Origin of the sequence: Streptomyces sp. NBC_00670, from assembly GCF_036226765.1 — a bacterium.
GTDB lineage: Bacteria > Actinomycetota > Actinomycetes > Streptomycetales > Streptomycetaceae > Streptomyces.
Genome location: NZ_CP109017.1, coordinates 5814131 through 5832047, shown reverse-complemented (window position 1 = coordinate 5832047; position 17917 = coordinate 5814131). Strand labels below are relative to the sequence as shown.

At 70.5% G+C, this 17917-nt stretch carries 9 protein-coding genes; 3 read left to right on the top strand and 6 right to left on the bottom strand.

Annotated features, from left to right (window positions below; genetic code table 11):
- Positions 1 to 94 precede the first annotated feature (94 nt).
- Entirely contained in the window at positions 95 to 1576 is a 1482-nt protein-coding gene (ngcE, locus tag OIE12_RS25800; RefSeq protein WP_329139217.1) for an N-acetylglucosamine/diacetylchitobiose ABC transporter substrate-binding protein, read from the bottom strand.
- Between the two features lie 558 nt (positions 1577 to 2134).
- On the opposite strand from ngcE, the gene OIE12_RS25795 reads away from it, so the two are divergent.
- On the top strand, positions 2135 to 5938 hold the full coding sequence (locus OIE12_RS25795) for a GH92 family glycosyl hydrolase (RefSeq protein WP_329139215.1): 3804 nt from the start codon (positions 2135 to 2137) through the stop codon (positions 5936 to 5938).
- 271 nt (positions 5939 to 6209) lie between these two features.
- Positions 6210 to 7757 carry a pectate lyase family protein gene (locus OIE12_RS25790; protein WP_329139213.1) on the top strand — a complete coding sequence of 516 codons (1548 nt, stop codon included), beginning with the start codon at positions 6210 to 6212 and terminating at the stop codon, positions 7755 to 7757.
- Between the two features lie 155 nt (positions 7758 to 7912).
- Here OIE12_RS25790 and OIE12_RS25785 read toward each other — a convergent pair whose 3' ends face one another.
- From OIE12_RS25785 to OIE12_RS25765, 5 genes are all read right to left on the bottom strand, one after another.
- Positions 7913 to 11197, bottom strand: coding sequence for a GH92 family glycosyl hydrolase (locus tag OIE12_RS25785; RefSeq protein WP_329139211.1), 3285 nt, complete (start codon positions 11195 to 11197; stop codon positions 7913 to 7915).
- 383 nt (positions 11198 to 11580) lie between these two features.
- Positions 11581 to 12681 carry a lytic polysaccharide monooxygenase auxiliary activity family 9 protein gene (locus OIE12_RS25780; RefSeq protein ID WP_329139209.1) on the bottom strand — a complete coding sequence of 367 codons (1101 nt, stop codon included), beginning with the start codon at positions 12679 to 12681 and terminating at the stop codon, positions 11581 to 11583.
- Between the two features lie 402 nt (positions 12682 to 13083).
- A complete protein-coding gene (locus OIE12_RS25775; protein WP_443053906.1) occupies positions 13084 to 14469 on the bottom strand; it encodes a DUF3500 domain-containing protein in 1386 nt (461 codons plus the stop codon).
- Between the two features lies 1 nt (position 14470).
- The gene (locus OIE12_RS25770) at positions 14471 to 16303 is read right to left on the bottom strand and encodes a sensor histidine kinase (RefSeq protein ID WP_329139207.1); all 1833 of its coding nucleotides are present in this window, start codon (positions 16301 to 16303) and stop codon (positions 14471 to 14473) included.
- Complete coding sequence (locus tag OIE12_RS25765) at positions 16300 to 17025, bottom strand: response regulator transcription factor (RefSeq protein WP_329139205.1); 726 nt, start codon at positions 17023 to 17025, stop codon at positions 16300 to 16302. The genes OIE12_RS25770 and OIE12_RS25765 overlap by 4 nt, the downstream gene beginning before the upstream one ends.
- A gap of 128 nt (positions 17026 to 17153) precedes the next feature.
- On the opposite strand from OIE12_RS25765, the gene OIE12_RS25760 reads away from it, so the two are divergent.
- Positions 17154 to 17666 (top strand): SDR family oxidoreductase, encoded by a 513-nt coding sequence (locus tag OIE12_RS25760; protein WP_443053905.1) that lies wholly within the window; start codon positions 17154 to 17156, stop codon positions 17664 to 17666.
- Positions 17667 to 17917: the final 251 nt, after the last annotated feature.

The window sequence follows — 17917 nt, the reverse complement described above, 5'->3', positions numbered from 1 at the left end:
TGCCACCGACCTCGGTCTCTGGGCGGGCGCCGCCGCCGGTGACGCCCGCGAAGGGGTGTCACCGGCGGCGGCACCGGTGTGCTGAGCGTGCCGCTTACTGGTGCTTGTAGTGCTTGATCGAGTCGTCCTTGGCGGCGGCGTCGGCGTAGCCCTGGATCTTCTTGATGGTCTCCGCCGGGGTGGCCCGGCCGGCCATCATCTCGCCGAGCCCGGAGACGCCGATCTGCTCCTTCTGGAGCTTCACGTACCAGTCCTGCATCCGCGGGTTCACCACGTTGTCGCCGGCCTTGTCCAGCGCCGCGACACCGGACTTCAGACCCGGCGTCAGGGAGATGCCGTCGGTGCCGCCGTTGAACGCGGTGAGCGACTTGACCTTGGAGGTGAAGTTCTTCGACGAGGCCTCGCTGAGCATGATGCGCAGCTGCTCCATGCCGCCCGCGCCGTTCTTGGCCTTGGCCGGGACGATGAACGGCTCGCCGCCGGAGGCCCAGATGGTGCCGAAGGGCATCTTGTCGGAGGAGTCGATGCCGGTGGGCGCGGAGACCGCGAGGTCGAAGTCCTTGGGGATGACGTTGGCGGACTCGTTCTCCACCCAGGAGCCGTTCGGGATGAACAGCGCCTCGCCCTTGGCCCAGGCGGTCTGCGACTGGATGTGGTCCAGACCGGGCGTGCCCTTGAGGATGTAGCCCTTCTGCTGGAGCTCGTAGTACGCCTCGAAACAGGCCTTGACGGCCGGGTGCTTCCAGGCGTTGGGCTCCAGGTTGTCGATGGCGTCCAGGACCTCGCGGCCGCCGACCTTGCCGATCATCGGGTAGAGCGAGAAGGGAATGTAGTAGGGGTACTTGCCGGCGTAGGTCCAGCCGGCCATGCCCTTCTTCTTCGCCTTCGCACACACCGCGAGCATGTCGTCCCAGGTCTCCGGGTACGTCGCGTCGAGCGAGTCCAGCGCCTTCTGGGAGTACCAGACGCCGTAGACGGTGTAGGCGTAGTACATGATCCACACCGGCTTGCCGTCGAACTGGCCCATCTCGACGATGCCGGGGCGCAGCGTGTCGCGGACCTTCTTGCTCGGGTCGTCGTAGGACGGGGCGTCGAGCAGCGGGGTGATGTCGGCGAGCTGGTTCTTGCCGACGAGGACGCCCATGTCCATCTGCTCGGCGCCGGAGTTGTCGATGAGGTCCGGCGGGGTGCCGCCGTTGAAGCGGGGCTGCAGGGTGGACTGGATCTTCTGGGTGGCGGAGAACTTGACCTTCGCCTTCGGGAAGTCCTTCTCGTAGATCTTGACCGCGTCCTCGGCGTACTCCTTGCCGAAGCCGCCGTCGAAGAGGACGAACTCCATCTGGGCGGTGTCGTTGACGCCGAGCGGGTTCTTGTCGGTCTTCTTGCCCGCCTTGGCCTTCTCCTCGCCGCCCCCGCCGCCGCTGGCACACGCGGAGAGGAAGCCCATGGCGGGAACGGAGACGAGGCCGAGCGCCGCGGAGCGCCTGATCAGGTCGCGGCGGCCGACTCCCGAGGGGGTGGTGTACCCGTCGGTGCCGGTCTTGGGGGAACTGTGCTCGGCGGAAGTGGATCCCATGCTCAAGTCCTCGCCTTCTCCAGGACTCAGGCGGTGAACCGGATCCTTCCCCGGCACCGCGGTGATGTGAAGCTGGGGTCGTGCACGAGGGAACCGAAAGGGACGATACGGCACTCACTCGTGCGCATTGGAGATCCGCCGCCCCCCGATTCCCCCCGGGTCGTGCGTGTCCGTCGGCGCGTACCACGAGGTGACGGCCAGCCGGACGCCGACAGGTATAGTCCACTTCCCCGCGGCGGAGCAAGATCGAACGCAAGGTTGACGGACGCCTTTTCCGAGTTGAGACCTCGCGGAAATGTGAGCGGATCCCGGGGTGGCGCGCGGACGCCGAGCCGCCGGAAATATGCGCTTCCTGTGCGGCCCCCATGCGAAGATCGACAACTCCCCGGCCTTGTCCGTTGCAGGAATCGCGGCCGGGTCCGCGTGGCAGGGGACCCGTATGCCGCAGGCAACACCCTTGACACCGGCGGCCACTTGAACCCCTACTGGTCTCTGCGCGCGAAGTTGACAACGTTGTCCGTTACTTCTTACCGATTCGCGCAGGAAGGGTTCTCGCGCATGCAGCACAGAGCTCGGCACAGATGGGGTCCCTCGGCGGTCGTGGCAGCGACCGCCTTCGCTCTGGTGGTGGCCTCCCAGGGCGCCGCCGTGGCCCGGCCCGCCGGAGCGGCCAAGGCCGACCGGGAGTTCAGCTCCTCCTTCGAGTCGGGGGACCCGGCCCCGACGTGGGTCAACACCGTCGACACGACGGCCGGCGGCGCCAAGCGTGCCTCGGGCGTCGACGGCGGCTACAGCACCGGCATTCCCGGCAGCGTCACCGACCACGTCACCGGCGTGCGGGCCAGCGCCGAGAACACGCAGGGCGGCGAGGTCAAGGAGAACCTCGTCGACACCGAGCCCACCACCAAGTGGCTGACGTTCGACAGGACCGGCTGGGTCGAGTTCGACCTGGACGCCCCGGTCAAGCTCACCAGCTATGCCCTCACCTCCGCCAACGACGTCGTCGAGCGCGACCCCGCCGACTGGACCCTGAAGGGCTCCACGGACGGCAAGGACTGGAAGACGGTCGACACCCGCACGGGTCAGTCCTTCGCCGACCGGCAGACGACCAACACCTACGACCTGGCCGCGCCGGCCGAGTACCAGCACTTCCGGCTGGACTTCACCAAGAACCACGGTGCGGACATCCTCCAACTCGCCGACGTGCAGTTCTCCGACGGCCATGTCGCCACGACGCCCGAGGACATGCTGAGCCTCGTGGACCAGGGCCCCACCGGGTCCCCCACCGCCAAGTCCGGCGCCGGCTTCACCGGCAAGCGGGCGCTGCGGTACGCCGGCCGGCACAAGGCGGACGGCCGGGCGTATTCGTACAACAAGGTCTTCGACGTCAACGTGCGCGTCGAGCGGAACACGCAGTTGTCGTACAGGATTTTCCCCTCGATGGCGTCCGGTGACCTCGACTACGACGCCACCAACGTCTCCGTCGACCTCGCCTTCACCGACGGCACCTACCTCAGCCAGTTGGGCGCGCAGGACCAGCACGGCTTCCCGCTGACCCCGCGCGGGCAGGGCGACGCCAAGATCCTCTACGTCAACCAGTGGAACGACGTGCTCTCCTCGATCGGCTCGGTGGCCGCCGGGAAGACCGTGGACCGGATACTGGTGGCCTACGACTCCGCCAAGGGTCCGGCCAAGTTCCGCGGCTGGGTGGACGACGTGTCGCTGAAGGTCGCGGCGCCCGAGCGGCCCAAGGCGCATCTGTCCGACTACGCGCTGACCACCCGCGGCACCAACTCCACCGGCAGCTTCTCGCGCGGCAACACCTTCCCGGCCGCGGCCGTCCCGCACGGCTTCAACTTCTGGACGCCGGTGACCAACGCGAGCGTGGAGAACTGGCTCTACGACTACTCCCGCGGCAACAACGACGACAACCTGCCGACCATCCAGGCGTTCAGCGCCAGCCACGAGCCCAGCCCGTGGATGGGTGACCGGCAGACCTTCCAGGTGATGCCGTCGGCCGCCTCCGGCACCCCGGACACCGGCAAGACGGCCCGGCAGCTCCCCTTCCGCCACGAGAAGGAGACCGCCCGCCCGTACTACTACGGCGTGACCTTCGAGAACGGCATCAAGGCCGAGATGGCGCCGACCGACCACGCGGCGGCCATGCGCTTCACCTACCCCGGTGACGACGCGAGCGTCATCTTCGACAACATCCGGGACGAGGGCGGCCTCACCCTGGACAAGGAGAACGGCGTCATCACCGGCTACTCGGACGTGAAGTCCGGCGGTTCGGCGGGCGCGACCCGGCTGTTCCTCTACGGCAGGTTCGACTCGGCGGTCAAGGACGGCTCGTCCTCCGGCGTCACGGGCTACCTGCGCTTCGACGCGGGCCACGACCACGCCGTCACCCTGCGCCTGGCGACCTCGCTGATCAGCGTGGACCAGGCGAAGGACAACCTGTCGCGGGAGCTGCCGGACAGCCGCTCCTTCGACTCGGTGAAGCGGAGCGCGCAGCAGGCCTGGGACAAGATCCTCGGCAAGGTCGAGGTCGAGGGTGCCACCGCCGACCAGCTGACCACGCTGTACTCCTCGCTCTACCGGCTGTACCTGTACCCCAACTCGGGCTTCGAGAAGGTGGACGGGAAGTACCAGTACGCCTCGCCGTTCTCGAAGGCGACGGGCGAGAACACCCCGACGCACACCGGCGCGAAGATCGTCGACGGCAAGGTGTACGTCAACAACGGGTTCTGGGACACCTACCGCACCACCTGGCCGGCGTACTCCTTCCTGACGCCCTCCCAGGCCGGTGAGATGGTCGACGGCTTCGTCCAGCAGTACAAGGACGGCGGCTGGACCTCCCGCTGGTCCTCCCCCGGTTACGCGGATCTGATGACCGGCACGTCCTCGGACGTGGCGTTCGCGGACGCGTACGTCAAGGGCGTGAAGATGGACGCCGAGTCGGCGTACGACGCGGCGCTGAAGAACGCCACCGTCGTCCCGCCCTCCTCCGGGGTCGGCCGCAAGGGCATGACGACCTCGCCCTTCCTCGGCTACACCAGCACCAGCACGGGCGAGGGCCTGTCCTGGGCGATGGAGGGCTACGTCAACGACTACGGCATCGCGCAGATGGGCGCGGCGCTGTACAAGAAGACGCACAAGAAGCACTACAAGGAGGAGTCGGAGTACTTCCTCAACCGCGCCCGCGACTACGTCAACCTGTTCGACTCCAAGGCCGGGTTCTTCCAGGGCAAGGACGAGGACGGCAACTGGCGGGTGGCCTCCGACAAGTACGACCCGCGCGTGTGGGGCTACGACTACACGGAGACCAACGGCTGGGGCTACGCCTTCACCGTGCCGCAGGACGGCCAGGGACTGGCCAACCTGTACGGCGGCAAGGACAAGCTCGCCGACAAGCTGGACACGTTCTTCTCGACCCCGGAGACCGCCTCCGTGGACCTGAAGGGCTCCTACGGCGGCGTCATCCACGAGATGATCGAGGCGCGTGACGTACGGATGGGCATGTACGGCCACTCCAACCAGGTCGCGCACCACATCACCTACATGTACGACGCGGCCGGGCAGCCGTACAAGACGCAGAAGAACGTGCGCGAGGTGCTCTCCCGCCTCTACACCGGCAGCGCCATAGGGCAGGGCTACCACGGCGACGAGGACAACGGCGAGCAGTCGGCCTGGTACCTGTTCTCGGCGCTCGGCTTCTACCCGCTGGTGATGGGCAGCGGCGAGTACGCGATCGGCTCCCCGCTGTTCAAGAAGGCGACCGTGCACCTGGAGAACGGCCACGACCTGGTCGTCAAGGCGCCGAAGAACAGCATGAAGAACATCTACGTGCAGGGGCTGCGGGTCAACGGCAAGCGGTGGAACAAGACGTCGCTGCCGCACTCGCTGCTCTCCCGCGGCGGGGTGCTGGACTTCGACATGGGCGCCAAGCCGTCCTCGTGGGGCACGGGCAAGCACGACGCGCCGGTGTCGGTGACGAAGGACGACAAGGTGCCCACGCCCCGGGCGGACGTGCTGAAGGACGAGGGCGCGCTGTTCGACAACACCTCGGCGACACAGGCGAGCGCGACGACGGTGGACCTGCCGCTGTCGGGCGACCGCGCCAAGGCCGCCCAGTACACGCTGACGTCGCCGGCCGACCACACCAAGGCCCCGACGGGCTGGACGCTGCAGGCCTCCAGCGACGGCACGCACTGGCGGACGCTGGACAAGCGCTCCGGCGAGTCCTTCCGCTGGGACCGGCAGACCCGGGCGTTCTCGATCCCGCACGCGCGGTCCTACGCGCACTACCGGCTGGTCCTGAACGGCGAGGCGACGCTGTCGGAGGTGGAGCTGCTGGGGTGACGGCACGGCTGTAGCACGCGAGGGGCGGGCCCGGAGAGTCTTCCGGGCCCGCTCTGCTGTGTGCGTGCGGTGCCTCGCGCGTGTGCGTACGGCACCTTGCCAGGGCGGTGGGGGCGGTCCTACTCTCACGGTTGTCCAGAAAGCGCTTTCTCCGCACAGTCGCGTCTGCATGTCGCTGTCATGCCCATGGCAGCAGTAAGGGCTTACGGACCCTGGACAAGGGTCCGGCACCACCCCCAGCAGCTCAACGACGAACGAGGAGAGACGAACCATGAGGAGACCAACCGCACTGCGGCTCCACGCGACGCTGGCCACGGCGGCCCTCGCGGCGGCGGCCGGGGCGTTCGTGGCGATGCCGTCGGCCTCGGCCGCGACCGCCGGCGCGACCGGCTACGCGACCCAGAACGGCGGGACCACCGGCGGGGCGGGCGGGCAGACGGTCCGCGCCACCACCGGCACCGCGATCCACCAGGCGCTGTGCAGCAGGGCCAGCAGCTCGACCCCGATCATCATCGAGGTCGAGGGCACCATCAACCACGGCAACACCAGCAAGGTTTCGGGCGACAGCTGCGACACCGCGGCCGACAAGATCGAGCTGAAGCAGATCAGCAACGTCACGATCGTCGGCGTCGGCAGTGGGGCCGTCTTCGACCAACTGGGCATCCACATCCGGGACTCCAGCAACATCATCATCCAGAACGTGACCGTGAAGAACGTCAAGAAGTCCGGCTCCCCCACGTCCAACGGCGGCGACGCGATCGGCATGGAGAGCGACGTCCGCAACGTCTGGGTCGACCACGCGAGCCTGGAAGCCTCCGGCGGCGAGGACGAGGGCTTCGACGGCCTCTTCGACATGAAGGACAACACCCAGTACGTGACCCTGTCGTACAGCACCCTGCGCAACTCGGGGCGCGGCGGGCTGATCGGCTCCAGCGAGAGCGACGTCTCCAACAGCTACATCACGTTCCACCACAACCTGTACGAGAACATCGACTCCCGTACGCCCCTGCTGCGCGGCGGCACGGCCCACATCTACGACAACTACTACGTGGGCCTGACCAAGTCCGGCATCAACTCCCGGGCCGGCGCGCACGCCAAGGTGGACAACAACTACTTCAAGGACTCCAAGGACGTCCTCGGCACGTTCTACACCGACGCGGCGGGCTACTGGCAGGTCAGCGGCAACATCTACGACAACGTGACCTGGTCGGACCCCGGCGAGGAGAACAACCCGGCGGGCCCGGACCCGCAGTCCAACACCACCGTCAGCATCCCGTACTCGTACACCCTCGACGACGCCGACTGCGTGCCGGACGTGGTGACGCGGACGGCGGGCGCCGACACGGGCCTGAAGGTCTCGGACGGCAGCTGCTCCCCGACGACGCCGACGTCCCCCACCCCGGACCCGACGACCTCGACGCCGGACGACCCCGGCACGCCCACGCAGCCCAGCGGCACCAACCTGAGCATCGGCGCCGGCTCCGACGGCTCCAGCAAGGCCTCCGGCACGAGCTACGGCAACGTGCGCGACGGCGACACGAGCACGTACTGGTCCCCGAACGGCTCCACCGGCTCGGTCTCCATCAAGTGGAGCTCCGCCACCGCCGTCTCCAAGGCCGTCATCCGCGAGGCCTCCGGCTCCGAGGGCACGATCGGCTCCTGGCGCCTGCTCGACGCCGACACGGGCACGGTCCTGACCACGGGGAACGGCGCGGGCACCATCTCGTTCCCCAGCACCGCGGTCCGCAAGCTCACGTTCGACATCACCGGTGCGTCCGGCACGCCGAAGGTGGCGGAGTTCGAGACGTACGCGAGCTGACGAAGCCCCGCGCCCCGTAAGGGGTGCGGGGCTGTGCCGATATGCGGCTCCGCCGCGCGGGCGCGACCAGCCCCCACCGGCCCGCGGCCGACAACGCACGCGGGGTCCCGGGGGCGGAGCCCCCGGGGACAGCACCGGTGGGGGCCGAGGGGGCGTCAGCCCACAGCGACCGTGAACACGTGCACGTCGCCGTTGTCCGGCAACGTCACGCTCGCCACCTTCTTGCCGTCAGGCGCTTCATACGGCTTCGTGGCGAAGACGTACGTGGCGACCGGGTCCTTGTCGGCGCCGGCGACGTTGCGGTACGCGGCCTTCGCGACGACCTCGTTGTCGTACTGGACCGTGCCGCCGCCCCCGCCGACCGTCCAGTCCGTGAAGGACAGGTCGGTCCCCGCGGTCGTGCCGTCCGTGAACGTGACCGTCGCCTTCGTCTGCTGGTTGCCGTTGACCGCGCTGCCGATGAACGACAGTGAGGCGGCCGGGTCGGTCAGCTCGATCGTCTGGCCGGCGGCGGAGGCGTTGTCGGGGCGGCCCGACGGGGAGTTCGGCCAGGTGAACGTGAGCCCGGCCGCCGTCCCCTGCTCGCCGGGGGTCAGCCCGGCCGCCTTCAGCGCCTGGAGCGAGTAGCTCCAGCCGCCGCCGTCGTAGTCCGCCTCGTCGTGGTCACCGGAGTCGTCGGAGATGCCGGTGTTGTTGTACGCCGCCAGCAGCGAGCCGGGGGCCGCGACGGTGAGGGCGATCGGCTGGGCGTAGGAGGTGTCACCGGAGGTGACGGTCACCTTCACGTCCGCGAACCCCTGTTCCGCGTCCTTCGCCGCCGTGAGCGTGATCCGCTGGGCGCCGTCCTTGACCGTGCCCGAGGCCGGGCTCGCCGTCACGCCCGCCGGGGTGTCCACCTGGAAGCGGACCTCCGGCCCCGTGCCGCCGCTCAGCGCCAGCGCACGGATGTCGAGCGTCGTGCTCTCGCCCGGGGCGAGCGTCGCCGTGGTCGGACCCACGCCGATCTGGTACGGCTGCTCACCGTCCCGGAAGGACGGCGGGGCGTCGGCCGCGTCGGTGCCCCACGTCCTGTCGGGCGTCGAGGAGAGCGTGTAGTCCAGCCGGCCGCCGTCGCGGACGAAGGACTCCGGGAGCCAGGTCCGGTCGGTGGTCCTGCCGTTGACCCTCAGGGACTGGACGTACGGCGCGTCGGCCGCGGCGCCCTTCGCCCGGATCTCGATGTCCTTGCCGTGCGGGCGGTCGATGACCACGCGCGGGAACAGCGGGGAGGCGAGGACGAGTTCCGCACGGGAGGGCACCTGCGGATACATGCCGAGCGCCGAGAAGACGTACCAGGACGACATCGCGCCGAGGTCGTCGTTGCCGGGAATGCCGCCCGGCTGCGTCGACCACAGCTTCGTCATCGCCGCGCGCACGGTCTCCTGCGTCTTGTAGGGCGCGCCCGCGTAGTCGTACAGGTAGGGCACGTTGATGGACGGCTCGTTGTCCATCTCGGACTTGTCGCCGCCGCTGCCGGTGAACGCCCAGCCGCCGTCGGCGTCGTGGAAGAAGGAGTCGAGGCGGGCGAGCGCCTTGTCCTTGCCGCCCATCGCGGCGAACAGACCGGCCGGGTTGTGCTGCACCATCCAGGTGTACTGGGCGGCCGTGCCCTCCACGAAGCCGTTGCCGGTGCCCGGGGTGAATCCGGTGACCCAGCTGCCGTCGGCCTTGCGGTTGGCGATGTAACCGCCGGTGGGGTCGGCGGCGAGGTTGAAGTTGTTCTGCCACCACTGCGCGCGGCTCGCGAAGGTCTTCGCGGTCTTCTTGTCGTGCACCGCGGCGGCGAGCTGCGAGAGGGAGAAGTCGGCGGTCGACATCTCCAGCGTCTCGGCCGCGCCGCCCCACGCGTTGGAGACCGACGGCATGTAGTGCAGCTTCAGGTACTTGTCGAGCGAGGGCCGCTGGCCCACCGAGAGCACCGGCTTGCCGGAGGAGGACAGGTCCTGCTCGGTCGGCACCGTCGCCGCCTTCACCAGTGACTTCAGCGCCCCGCGCAGATCGAAGTCGGTGCCGCCGAAGGCGCGGATGCCGGCCAGGGCGGTCGGCGAGGGGTCGCCGTTCATCACATGGGTGCCGGAGGCGCCGTGCAGCCAGCGGTCCCAGACTCCCCCGTTCTGCTGGGCCAGTTCGTACAGCGACTGCGCCACGTCGGAGCCGGTGCGCGCGTCCAGCAGGGTGAGCAGCTGCACCTGGTCGCGGTAGACGTCCCAGCCGGAGAAGGTGCCGTACTGCGCCTTGTGGCCGTGGGTCACCCGGTGCACCTTGCCGTCGCTGCCGCGGTATCTGCGGTCGGCGTCGCTGATGACGTTCGGGTGGAACATGGCGTGGTAGAGCGCGGTGTAGAAGGTGGTGCGCTCCGCCTCGGTGCCGCCGCCGACCCGGATGCCGTCCAGCCGGTCGCGCCAGGCCCGGTTCGCGGCCTTGCGGACGGAGTCGAAGGAGCGGTGCTTCGCGTTCTCGGCGCGCAGGTTGGCCTCGGCGCCCTTCTGGCTGACGTAGGAGATGCCGACCTTGACGTTCACCGGCTTGTCCCCGGCCGCGAACTGGACGTAGCCGCCCGCGCCCTTGCCGGCGACGGGGCGGCCGCCGTTCGCCTTGAAGTCGCCGGTGCCGCCGGAGGCGGTGGTGGTGCCGGGGTTCAGCTTGCCGTCCTGCCAGGTACCTGTGGACGAGAAGTCACGGTCGAACTGAGCCGTGAAGTACAGGGTGTAGTAGGCGCGCTGACCTTCGGGGTCGAGGTACCCGCAGAAGTTGCCGGAGGTGACCGAGCCGGACACCGTACGGGTCTTCGGGTCGATCCTCACCGTCGAGTCGGTGGAGCCCACCTCGGAGTTGGCGGTACGGATCAGCAGCGAGGCCGGCTTGTCGGCGGGGTAGGTGAAACGGGCCGAGCCGGTGCGCGCGGTGGCCGTCAGGTCGGCGGTGACGCCGGACTTCAGGCCGACCTTGTAGTGGCCGGGCTCGGCGGTCTCGTCGTCGTGGCTGAAGTCCGAGGCGTAGACGGCGTCCTTGGTGTCGCTCGCCGGGGACGACGTGACCTCGCCCGCGTACGGGAAGAGCGGGATGTCCCCGCTGCCGCCGGCGCAGCCGGTGCCGGACATGTGGGTCAGGCTGAAGCCGCGGATGCGGGTGGCGTCGTACTGGTAGCCGCCGGGGGCGGTGGTGGCGGTGGCGTTGCCGCGGGTGGTCTCGGGGCTGAAGGAGAACATGCCGAAGGGCGTGACGGCACCGGGGTAGGTGTCGCCGCCGTTCTTCGTGCCGATCAGCGGGTCGACGTAGGTGGTCGGGTCCCGGACCAGGTCCGGTGTCGGTGGCGCGGTGGCGCTCGCGGCGAGCGCCGGGGTGGCGCCGCCGGTCGCCAACACGGCGGCCAGCAGCAGGGATGCCGGGCGGAAACGCATGACGCGGCCCCTCCTTCGATCGGACGGGTCGCGCACCACAGGTCGCACAAGCCGGAGGGACAGTAACCCGGACGGGCGGGGGTGGGGAAGGGTGCGTACGGGAGGCGGGGGCCCGGGCGGCCCCCGTGGGGCTCCTGTGTGCCGCCTGGCCGGTTTCTTGGAGGCGCAAGGGCACGCAACTGGGTTGACATCGTTGTCTGTTCGGAGGGTAGAGTCGGTGATGAAGTGTGAGACAACGTTGTCGCGTTGCCAGCGGTTCGTACCAAGCCACAGTTGTAGCCGTCGGGCGGCTCCCTCCCCCCTTGGGGCCGGCCGGCGGGCGGAGCCGGTGAGGGGTTCGCTCCCCTCACCGGTTCCGTGCTGCGCCCAAGGGGGTGGGGGCCTCAGCCGACCTGGCAGGGCAGTGTCGTCGTACTGTCCCCGTCGGCGCCCGTGGTGACGTAGCCGAAGGTGGCGGACTGACCCGGATCCAGGGAGCCGTTCCAGTCCGCGTTGTGGACCATCACGTCCTGGCCCGTGTACGTGGCGTTGCCGTTCCAGAGGCTGTCCACCTTCTGGCCGTCCGGCAGCGTCCAGTCGACCATCCAGCCCAGCATCGGCACGTCACCGGAGTTGGTGACCGTCACCTCGGACTGGTAGCCGCCGCTCCAGCTGCCCGTGGTCTCGCGGGTGGCGGTGCAGGTGCCCGGCACCGGGTCGGTCGGGGTGCCGTTCCCCGGCTCGTGGATGCCCGTCACCTCGCCGTTGCCGCCGTCGAAGACCACGTCGGAGCAGGAGTAGAAGGTCTCCGCGCTGTCCGAGCGCTGCCAGACCATGTAGATGATCTGGCGCCCGGACTTGTTCTCCGGGAGCTTGCCGGTCCAGGAGTAGTTGGCCTCCACCGTGCCGGGGGTGCCGTTGAGCGGCGGGTGGTCGACGGAGAGGAACGGCTCGTCCTCCATGTCGTCCCAGGTGAGCGGCCGGGTCGGGTCGTAGCCGTCCTTGGTGACGTAGACGTAGAACCAACCCGGGTGCGCGGCCCAGGCGTTGTACGAGAAGTCGACGGTCGCGCCGGAGGTGAGGTGGGTGACCGGCCAGTCGTCGCGGGCGGCGTTGAAGCCGGTGAAGTTGGTGTTGCCGCCGCTGCACAGTTCGCCGTCGGGGACGAAGCCGCGGGTGCGGCCGGCGCCGTCCGAGCGGAGCACGGAGAACCAGTTGTAGAACGGTGTCGTGCCGCTGACCTGCTGGGCCGCCTTGCAGGCCGGGTTGACGGGCTTGATCTCACCGGTGTCGGTGAGCGCGTCCTGCCAGCACAGGAAGGTGCGGCTCGCGGGCTTCATGGGGGTGCCGTGCGCCTCGGCCTGGCCGCCGGCACTCACGACCAGGGCGAGCGCCGGGACGGTGGCGAGGAGTGCGGCGAGGACGAGGAAGAGGGCTCGGGTGCGGGTGGACAGGGGTGGCCGGCGCAGGGGGCGTAAGGGCGTGCCGGCTCTTGCCTTTGCCATGATCATGACAGTGAGGTCCGTTCCTTCCGCTGCGGCCGTACGGGCGCGTACGGGTGGGGGTGGCATTGCGGATGTGCACCTGTGAAGTGCGAGGCGGGAGCGGGTCGTGGTCGGCGGGTTCCGGTCCGACGACCATGGGAGCGCTCCCACCTCGCCTGTCGGGGAAGGTAGCGCCGAGCGCGGCGGTTGTAAACCCCGCCGCGAGCCGTCCCGCGGGGCGGGACGGCTGCCTGCGTCGGGGGACGCGACCGCGCTCGGCGCCGTCTCAACTGCGGCTCCCCTGGGGGAGGTAGCGGCGAAAACCCGGCGCCGACGCCACGCCGTTGGAAGCCGCGGGCCACCACGACGTTCTCCACGAACAGGATGGCCCGGCCGCCACGCGTCGCATTGGCCGGGTATCGCTCAGCCCCGGTGATGAGGCGACGTCAGGTAGTGCTGGCGCAGGAGTTCGCGGCCGTAGTCGTTGCCGTTGGGGGTGCGGATGACGGAGTGGACGTGTTTCTGGGTGGGGCCGCTGCCCTGGGTCGCGCCGTAGGCACCGGCCAGGGGGCCGGGGGCCTGGCAGTCGACCTCTATCCAGACGACGGGGCTGTGCACGCGGACGTAGAACGCGTCGTCGTCGCCCGTGCCGCCGGCCCAGGTGACGTACGTGTCGTCGAGGTGCCGTCGGATCTCGGCCATCCGGGCCTTCGCCGCGTCGGCCCTGGCGCGGCCGGCGAAGACCTCGGCGAGGGCGAGGAGTTTCGTCCGCTGCGCCCCGTTGAGGACGTTGGCGCGCAGGCCCGTGTAGGCCTGGACCGCGTTGTCGGAGAACGCGCCAGCCTTCATCGACTCGTTCGACTTCGTCGAGGAGGCGATGGCGACCTTCCGCTGCGCCTCGGTGAGCGAGGACATGAACGCCAGGCTCGCGGCGACCTCCTCGTGGCAGACCGTGACCGTCTCGCCGTCGATCTCCATGGACGTCGGCTCGGAGCCCCAGAAGCAGGGGCTCATGACGACCTGGTCGCCGAGCACGAAGTAGTTGAGGACCAGGTGGTGACCGTCGAGCTGGAAGCCCCAGGGCTCGGTGGTCGACGGCGTGCCCATCAGGGTCCAGTAGTAGGCGTCCTCGTTGAAGGACTTGGTGTTGCCGATCGCCTCGCCGGCCGCCTGGTTGATCCGGCGGATCTTCTCGGTGGTCTCCAGGCCGTCGGCGCTGAGCGCGGCCTTCAGCAGGGCGGTGCCGAGCGCCTTCTGCGCGTCGGTGAGGTCGGCGAGCGAGACGCCCTGGCGGTCGTAGGAGTCGACGTTGCTCCACAGCCGCCACTCGGTGGAGTGCACGGTGAACTGCGTCGACGTGCGCTGGGTGTCGGTCAGCCCGGCCAGGAACGCCTTCGCGGCGGCGACGACCGGAGCGGTGGCGACGCCGGTGGAGTGGACGGTGAAGAGGTCGTCGATCCGGTTGCCGTCGGTGGTGAGGCCGAAGAACTCCTCGGTGATCGTCTGGTTGCCGGGGCCGCCCCCGGCGCCGCCGGGACCGCCGCTGGGCGCACCGCTCGGAACGGCGGTCGGGGAGGCGGAGGCCGAGGCGGTGGCGGAACCGGTGGTGTCGTCGGCGAGCGCGGACCAGGCTCCGGCGCCGCCCATGGTCGCGACGGCGGTGGCGCCGCTCGCGAAGAACACCTTGCGCATGAAGTTGCGGCGGCTCGCGTGCGCGGGGCGCCCGGTGGCGGTCGCGCCGCCCGCCCCGGTCGTCGCGCCGTCGTGGCCCTCGGGGACGCCGGGCTGCCCGGTGCCGAGCTCGGTCATCTCACTGACTCCCTTCGTCATGGGCACGCCCCTGCCGGACGGCCGCACGCGCACGACTCTGGGGGCGCGAGCTGAGCGGAACCTGAAGAGGCGGCGGGGGCGCGGCCACCGCGAGGGGGTGCGACTCGGCGGGGGCCGCCGGGAGAGGGCACTCGTCGGCGGAGCCCGCCGTGCGCGCGCACGCGTCGGTGGGGGCCGCCGCGGGCAGGGCGAGGGTGAACTCCGTGTGGCCGGGGGCGCTGCGGACGTCGATGGTCCCGCGGTGCGCCGCGGTGAGCGCGGCGACGATGGCGAGGCCGAGCCCGGAGCCGCCGGTGCCGTCCCCGGTGGCGCGGGCGCGGGAGCCGTCGGCGCGGGTGAAGCGTTCGAAGACGGCGGGGAGGAAGGCGGGCGGGATGCCGGGGCCGTCGTCGCGTACGCGGACGACGCGGTGCGTGGCCGTGGACTCGACGGAGACGGCCACCGTCGTACCCGCGGGGGTGTGCGTACGGGCGTTGGCCAGCAGGTTGGCCACCACCTGGTGCAGTCCGGCCTCGTCGCCGACGACCAGCGCGGGGACGTCGAGCAGCAGCGCCAGCTCCCAGTGGTGGCCGCCGCCCGCCGCCCGGGCGTCCCACACCGCCTCGGCGACCAGCGCGGCGAGGTCCACCTCGGCGGAGCGCAGCGGGCGGCCCTCGTCGAGGCGGGCGAGCAGCAGCAGATCCTCGACGAGGCCGGTCATCCGGGCGGACTCGGCGGAGACGCGGCGCCAGGCGAGGGCCTGGTCGATGCCGGCGGGCGCGGTCCGTGCCGTCGCACGCGGGTCGGCGCCCGCGATCGAGCCCGCGCCCGTGCCCACCTCCGCGCCCACGCCCCGGTTCATCAGCTCCGCGTACCCCGCGATCGACGCGAGCGGGGTGCGCAGTTCATGGCTGGCGTCGGCCAGGAAGCGGCGCATGCGGTCCTCGCTGTGGCGCATCCGCTCCTCGCCGCGCTGGCGTTCGGCGAGCGAGGACTCGACGTGGTCGATCATGCGGTTGAGCGCGGCCCCGACCTGCCCGGCCTCGCTGCAGGGGTCGGTGTCGCGGTCGGGCACCCGGGTCAGACCGGTGACGGCGCCGTGGCCGAGCGGTGCGCGGGAGACCTCCACGGCGGTGGCGGCGACCCGTCCGAGGGGCCGCATCTGACGCCGTATGACGACCGCGCAGACGACCCCGGCGGCGCCGAGCCCGATCGCGGCCACCGCGGCCTCGGCGGCGACCAGCCGGTTGATCATGTCCTGTACGTCGTCCATCGGCAGCCCGGTGAGGACGGGGGCGCCGTCGCCGCCGAGCGCGGTCAGCCGGTAGGTGCCGAGGCCGGGGACCGTGCGGGTGTGCAGGGAGCCGTCGGCCGCGATGCCGGTGAGGGCGGCGCGCTGGCCGGCGGTGAGCCGGAGCTGTCCGCCGTCGCCGGTGACCACCTCGGCGGCGGTGACACGGCCGGCGTCGTCGAAGCGGGCGGCGAGGGTGCCGGCGGCCTGCCCGCGTTCGTTGAGGAACCCCAGGTCCGTGTCGTCGTCCGGCCGGACCCACAGCCCGCCCTGGCTGCGCTCGGCGGCGTCGGTGACGCGCTGGTCCAGGTTGCCGAGCAGATAGGCGCGTTGGACGAGGAACGTGGTCAGCGCCAGCACCGCGCACACGGCGGCGAGGGTGACGCCGACGAGGAGCAGCAGCCGGGTACGGAGCGACCGCCCGCGCCACGGGAGCCGGGCCCGGCAGGCACGCCACGGAAGCGGGGCGCGCGCCGGGGCACCGGCCGCCGCTCCGGTGGCCGGTGCCCCGGTGGCCCTCGTCCGTGCCCCCGTGGCCCTCATCCGTCGTCCTCGGCCGGCCGGAGGGCGTACCCCATCCCCCGCACGGTGTGGATCATGGGCGGCCGGCCCCGGTCGATCTTCCGGCGCAGGCTGGAGACGTAGACCTCGACGAGGTTGCCGCCGCCGTCGAAGGAGCCGGTCCACACGTGGTCGAGGATCTGCGCCTTGCTGAGCACCTGGCGCGGATGGTCCAGAAGCAGGCCGAGCAGCTCGAACTCCTTGCCGGTGAGCCGGATCGGGGTGCCGGCCCGGTGCACCTCGCGGGTCTCCGGGCACAGCACGAGGTCGCCGAGGACGCGTACGGAGTCGTCGGCGCCGGCCTCCCCGGTACCGGCCCGGCGCAGCAGCGCGCGCAGCCGCAGTACGACCTCGGCGAGGGAGAACGGCTTGGTGACGTAGTCGTCGGCCCCGGCCTTCAGCCCGTCGATACGGTGTTCGACCGCATCCCGGGCGGTGAGCATGAGCACCGGCAGCTTCGGGTGCTCGTACCGCAGCCGGCGCAGCACCTGGAGTCCGTCGAGGTCGGGCAGCATCCCGTCGAGCACGACGGCGTGCGGGGCGCAGCCGCGGGCGAGCCGCAGGGCGCTGCGCCCGTCGGCGGCCGGATAGGGACGCCAGCCGGCCTCGGTCACGGCGGCGGACAACAGCTCGGTGAGCGCGGGCTCGTCGTCGACGATGAGGACGCGGACGCGACGGGTGCGGGACACGACGGTGCCAGACATGCCCCGATCGTGTCCGCCCCGACTGGGAAGACGCTGTGCGCACGCTGAGCCGGGGCCGTGGGACGGAACTCCGACGGAGTCCGCGGCGATACCGGCCCGCAACTGCCCGCGCCACCGGCCTCCACGGCATGGAAGTAGTCATCGAGGGCGAGCGGGCCCTTGGGCGGCCACCACTTGTAGAACATGGTCTTGCTGACACCGGCCGCGGCGGCCAGCCGCTCGGAGGCGAAGCCGCCCACGCCCCGCCGAGCAGCAGGGCCGGAACCGCACCGAGCGCCTCGGCACTCACCTCGGCCGCCGGACGCCACCCACGGCGTGCCGCGCGCGGGAACCGGCACGGCACGTTCGTCGCTGCCCAGCAGTCAGCGCGGCGGGTCCGGTCCAGCGGGGCGATCGTGGCCTTCCCGACCTCAGTGTGCCGGTTCGCGTTCCCCGAGTACGCGGTCTATGTGGCTGACAAAGGCGCCGTCGCCACGGTGGCGCTGGTCCTGGCTCCCGAGACACGCGGCCGCGACGTCACCGTCAACGCGGTGGCAGCCGGCCCCACCGCTGCTCCCATGTTCCTCAACAGCGGACACCAGCCGGCCGGCGGGTCCGTGGTCGGGTACCGGAGTGCTTACGGCGTTGCTCGTGCCCTGTGAGGCAGGGGATAGCTCTCGCCATACATGAGTCAAGATTCGACAAAGCCAGACTCCATGACTCCGTGTCGTAGCGATTGCAATTCTGGCGAGTTCGACACCTCTTCGTGGACCCATTACGGGCGCATGCACGCATTGGGACTCACGTGGACGTAAGTCTGCGGCTTGAATGCACTACACACGCATGTTGCTCGCATGGAGATGCCGAACTCGCGACTGTGCCTTCACCCTTGACGCACTCGCGTCACGAACGG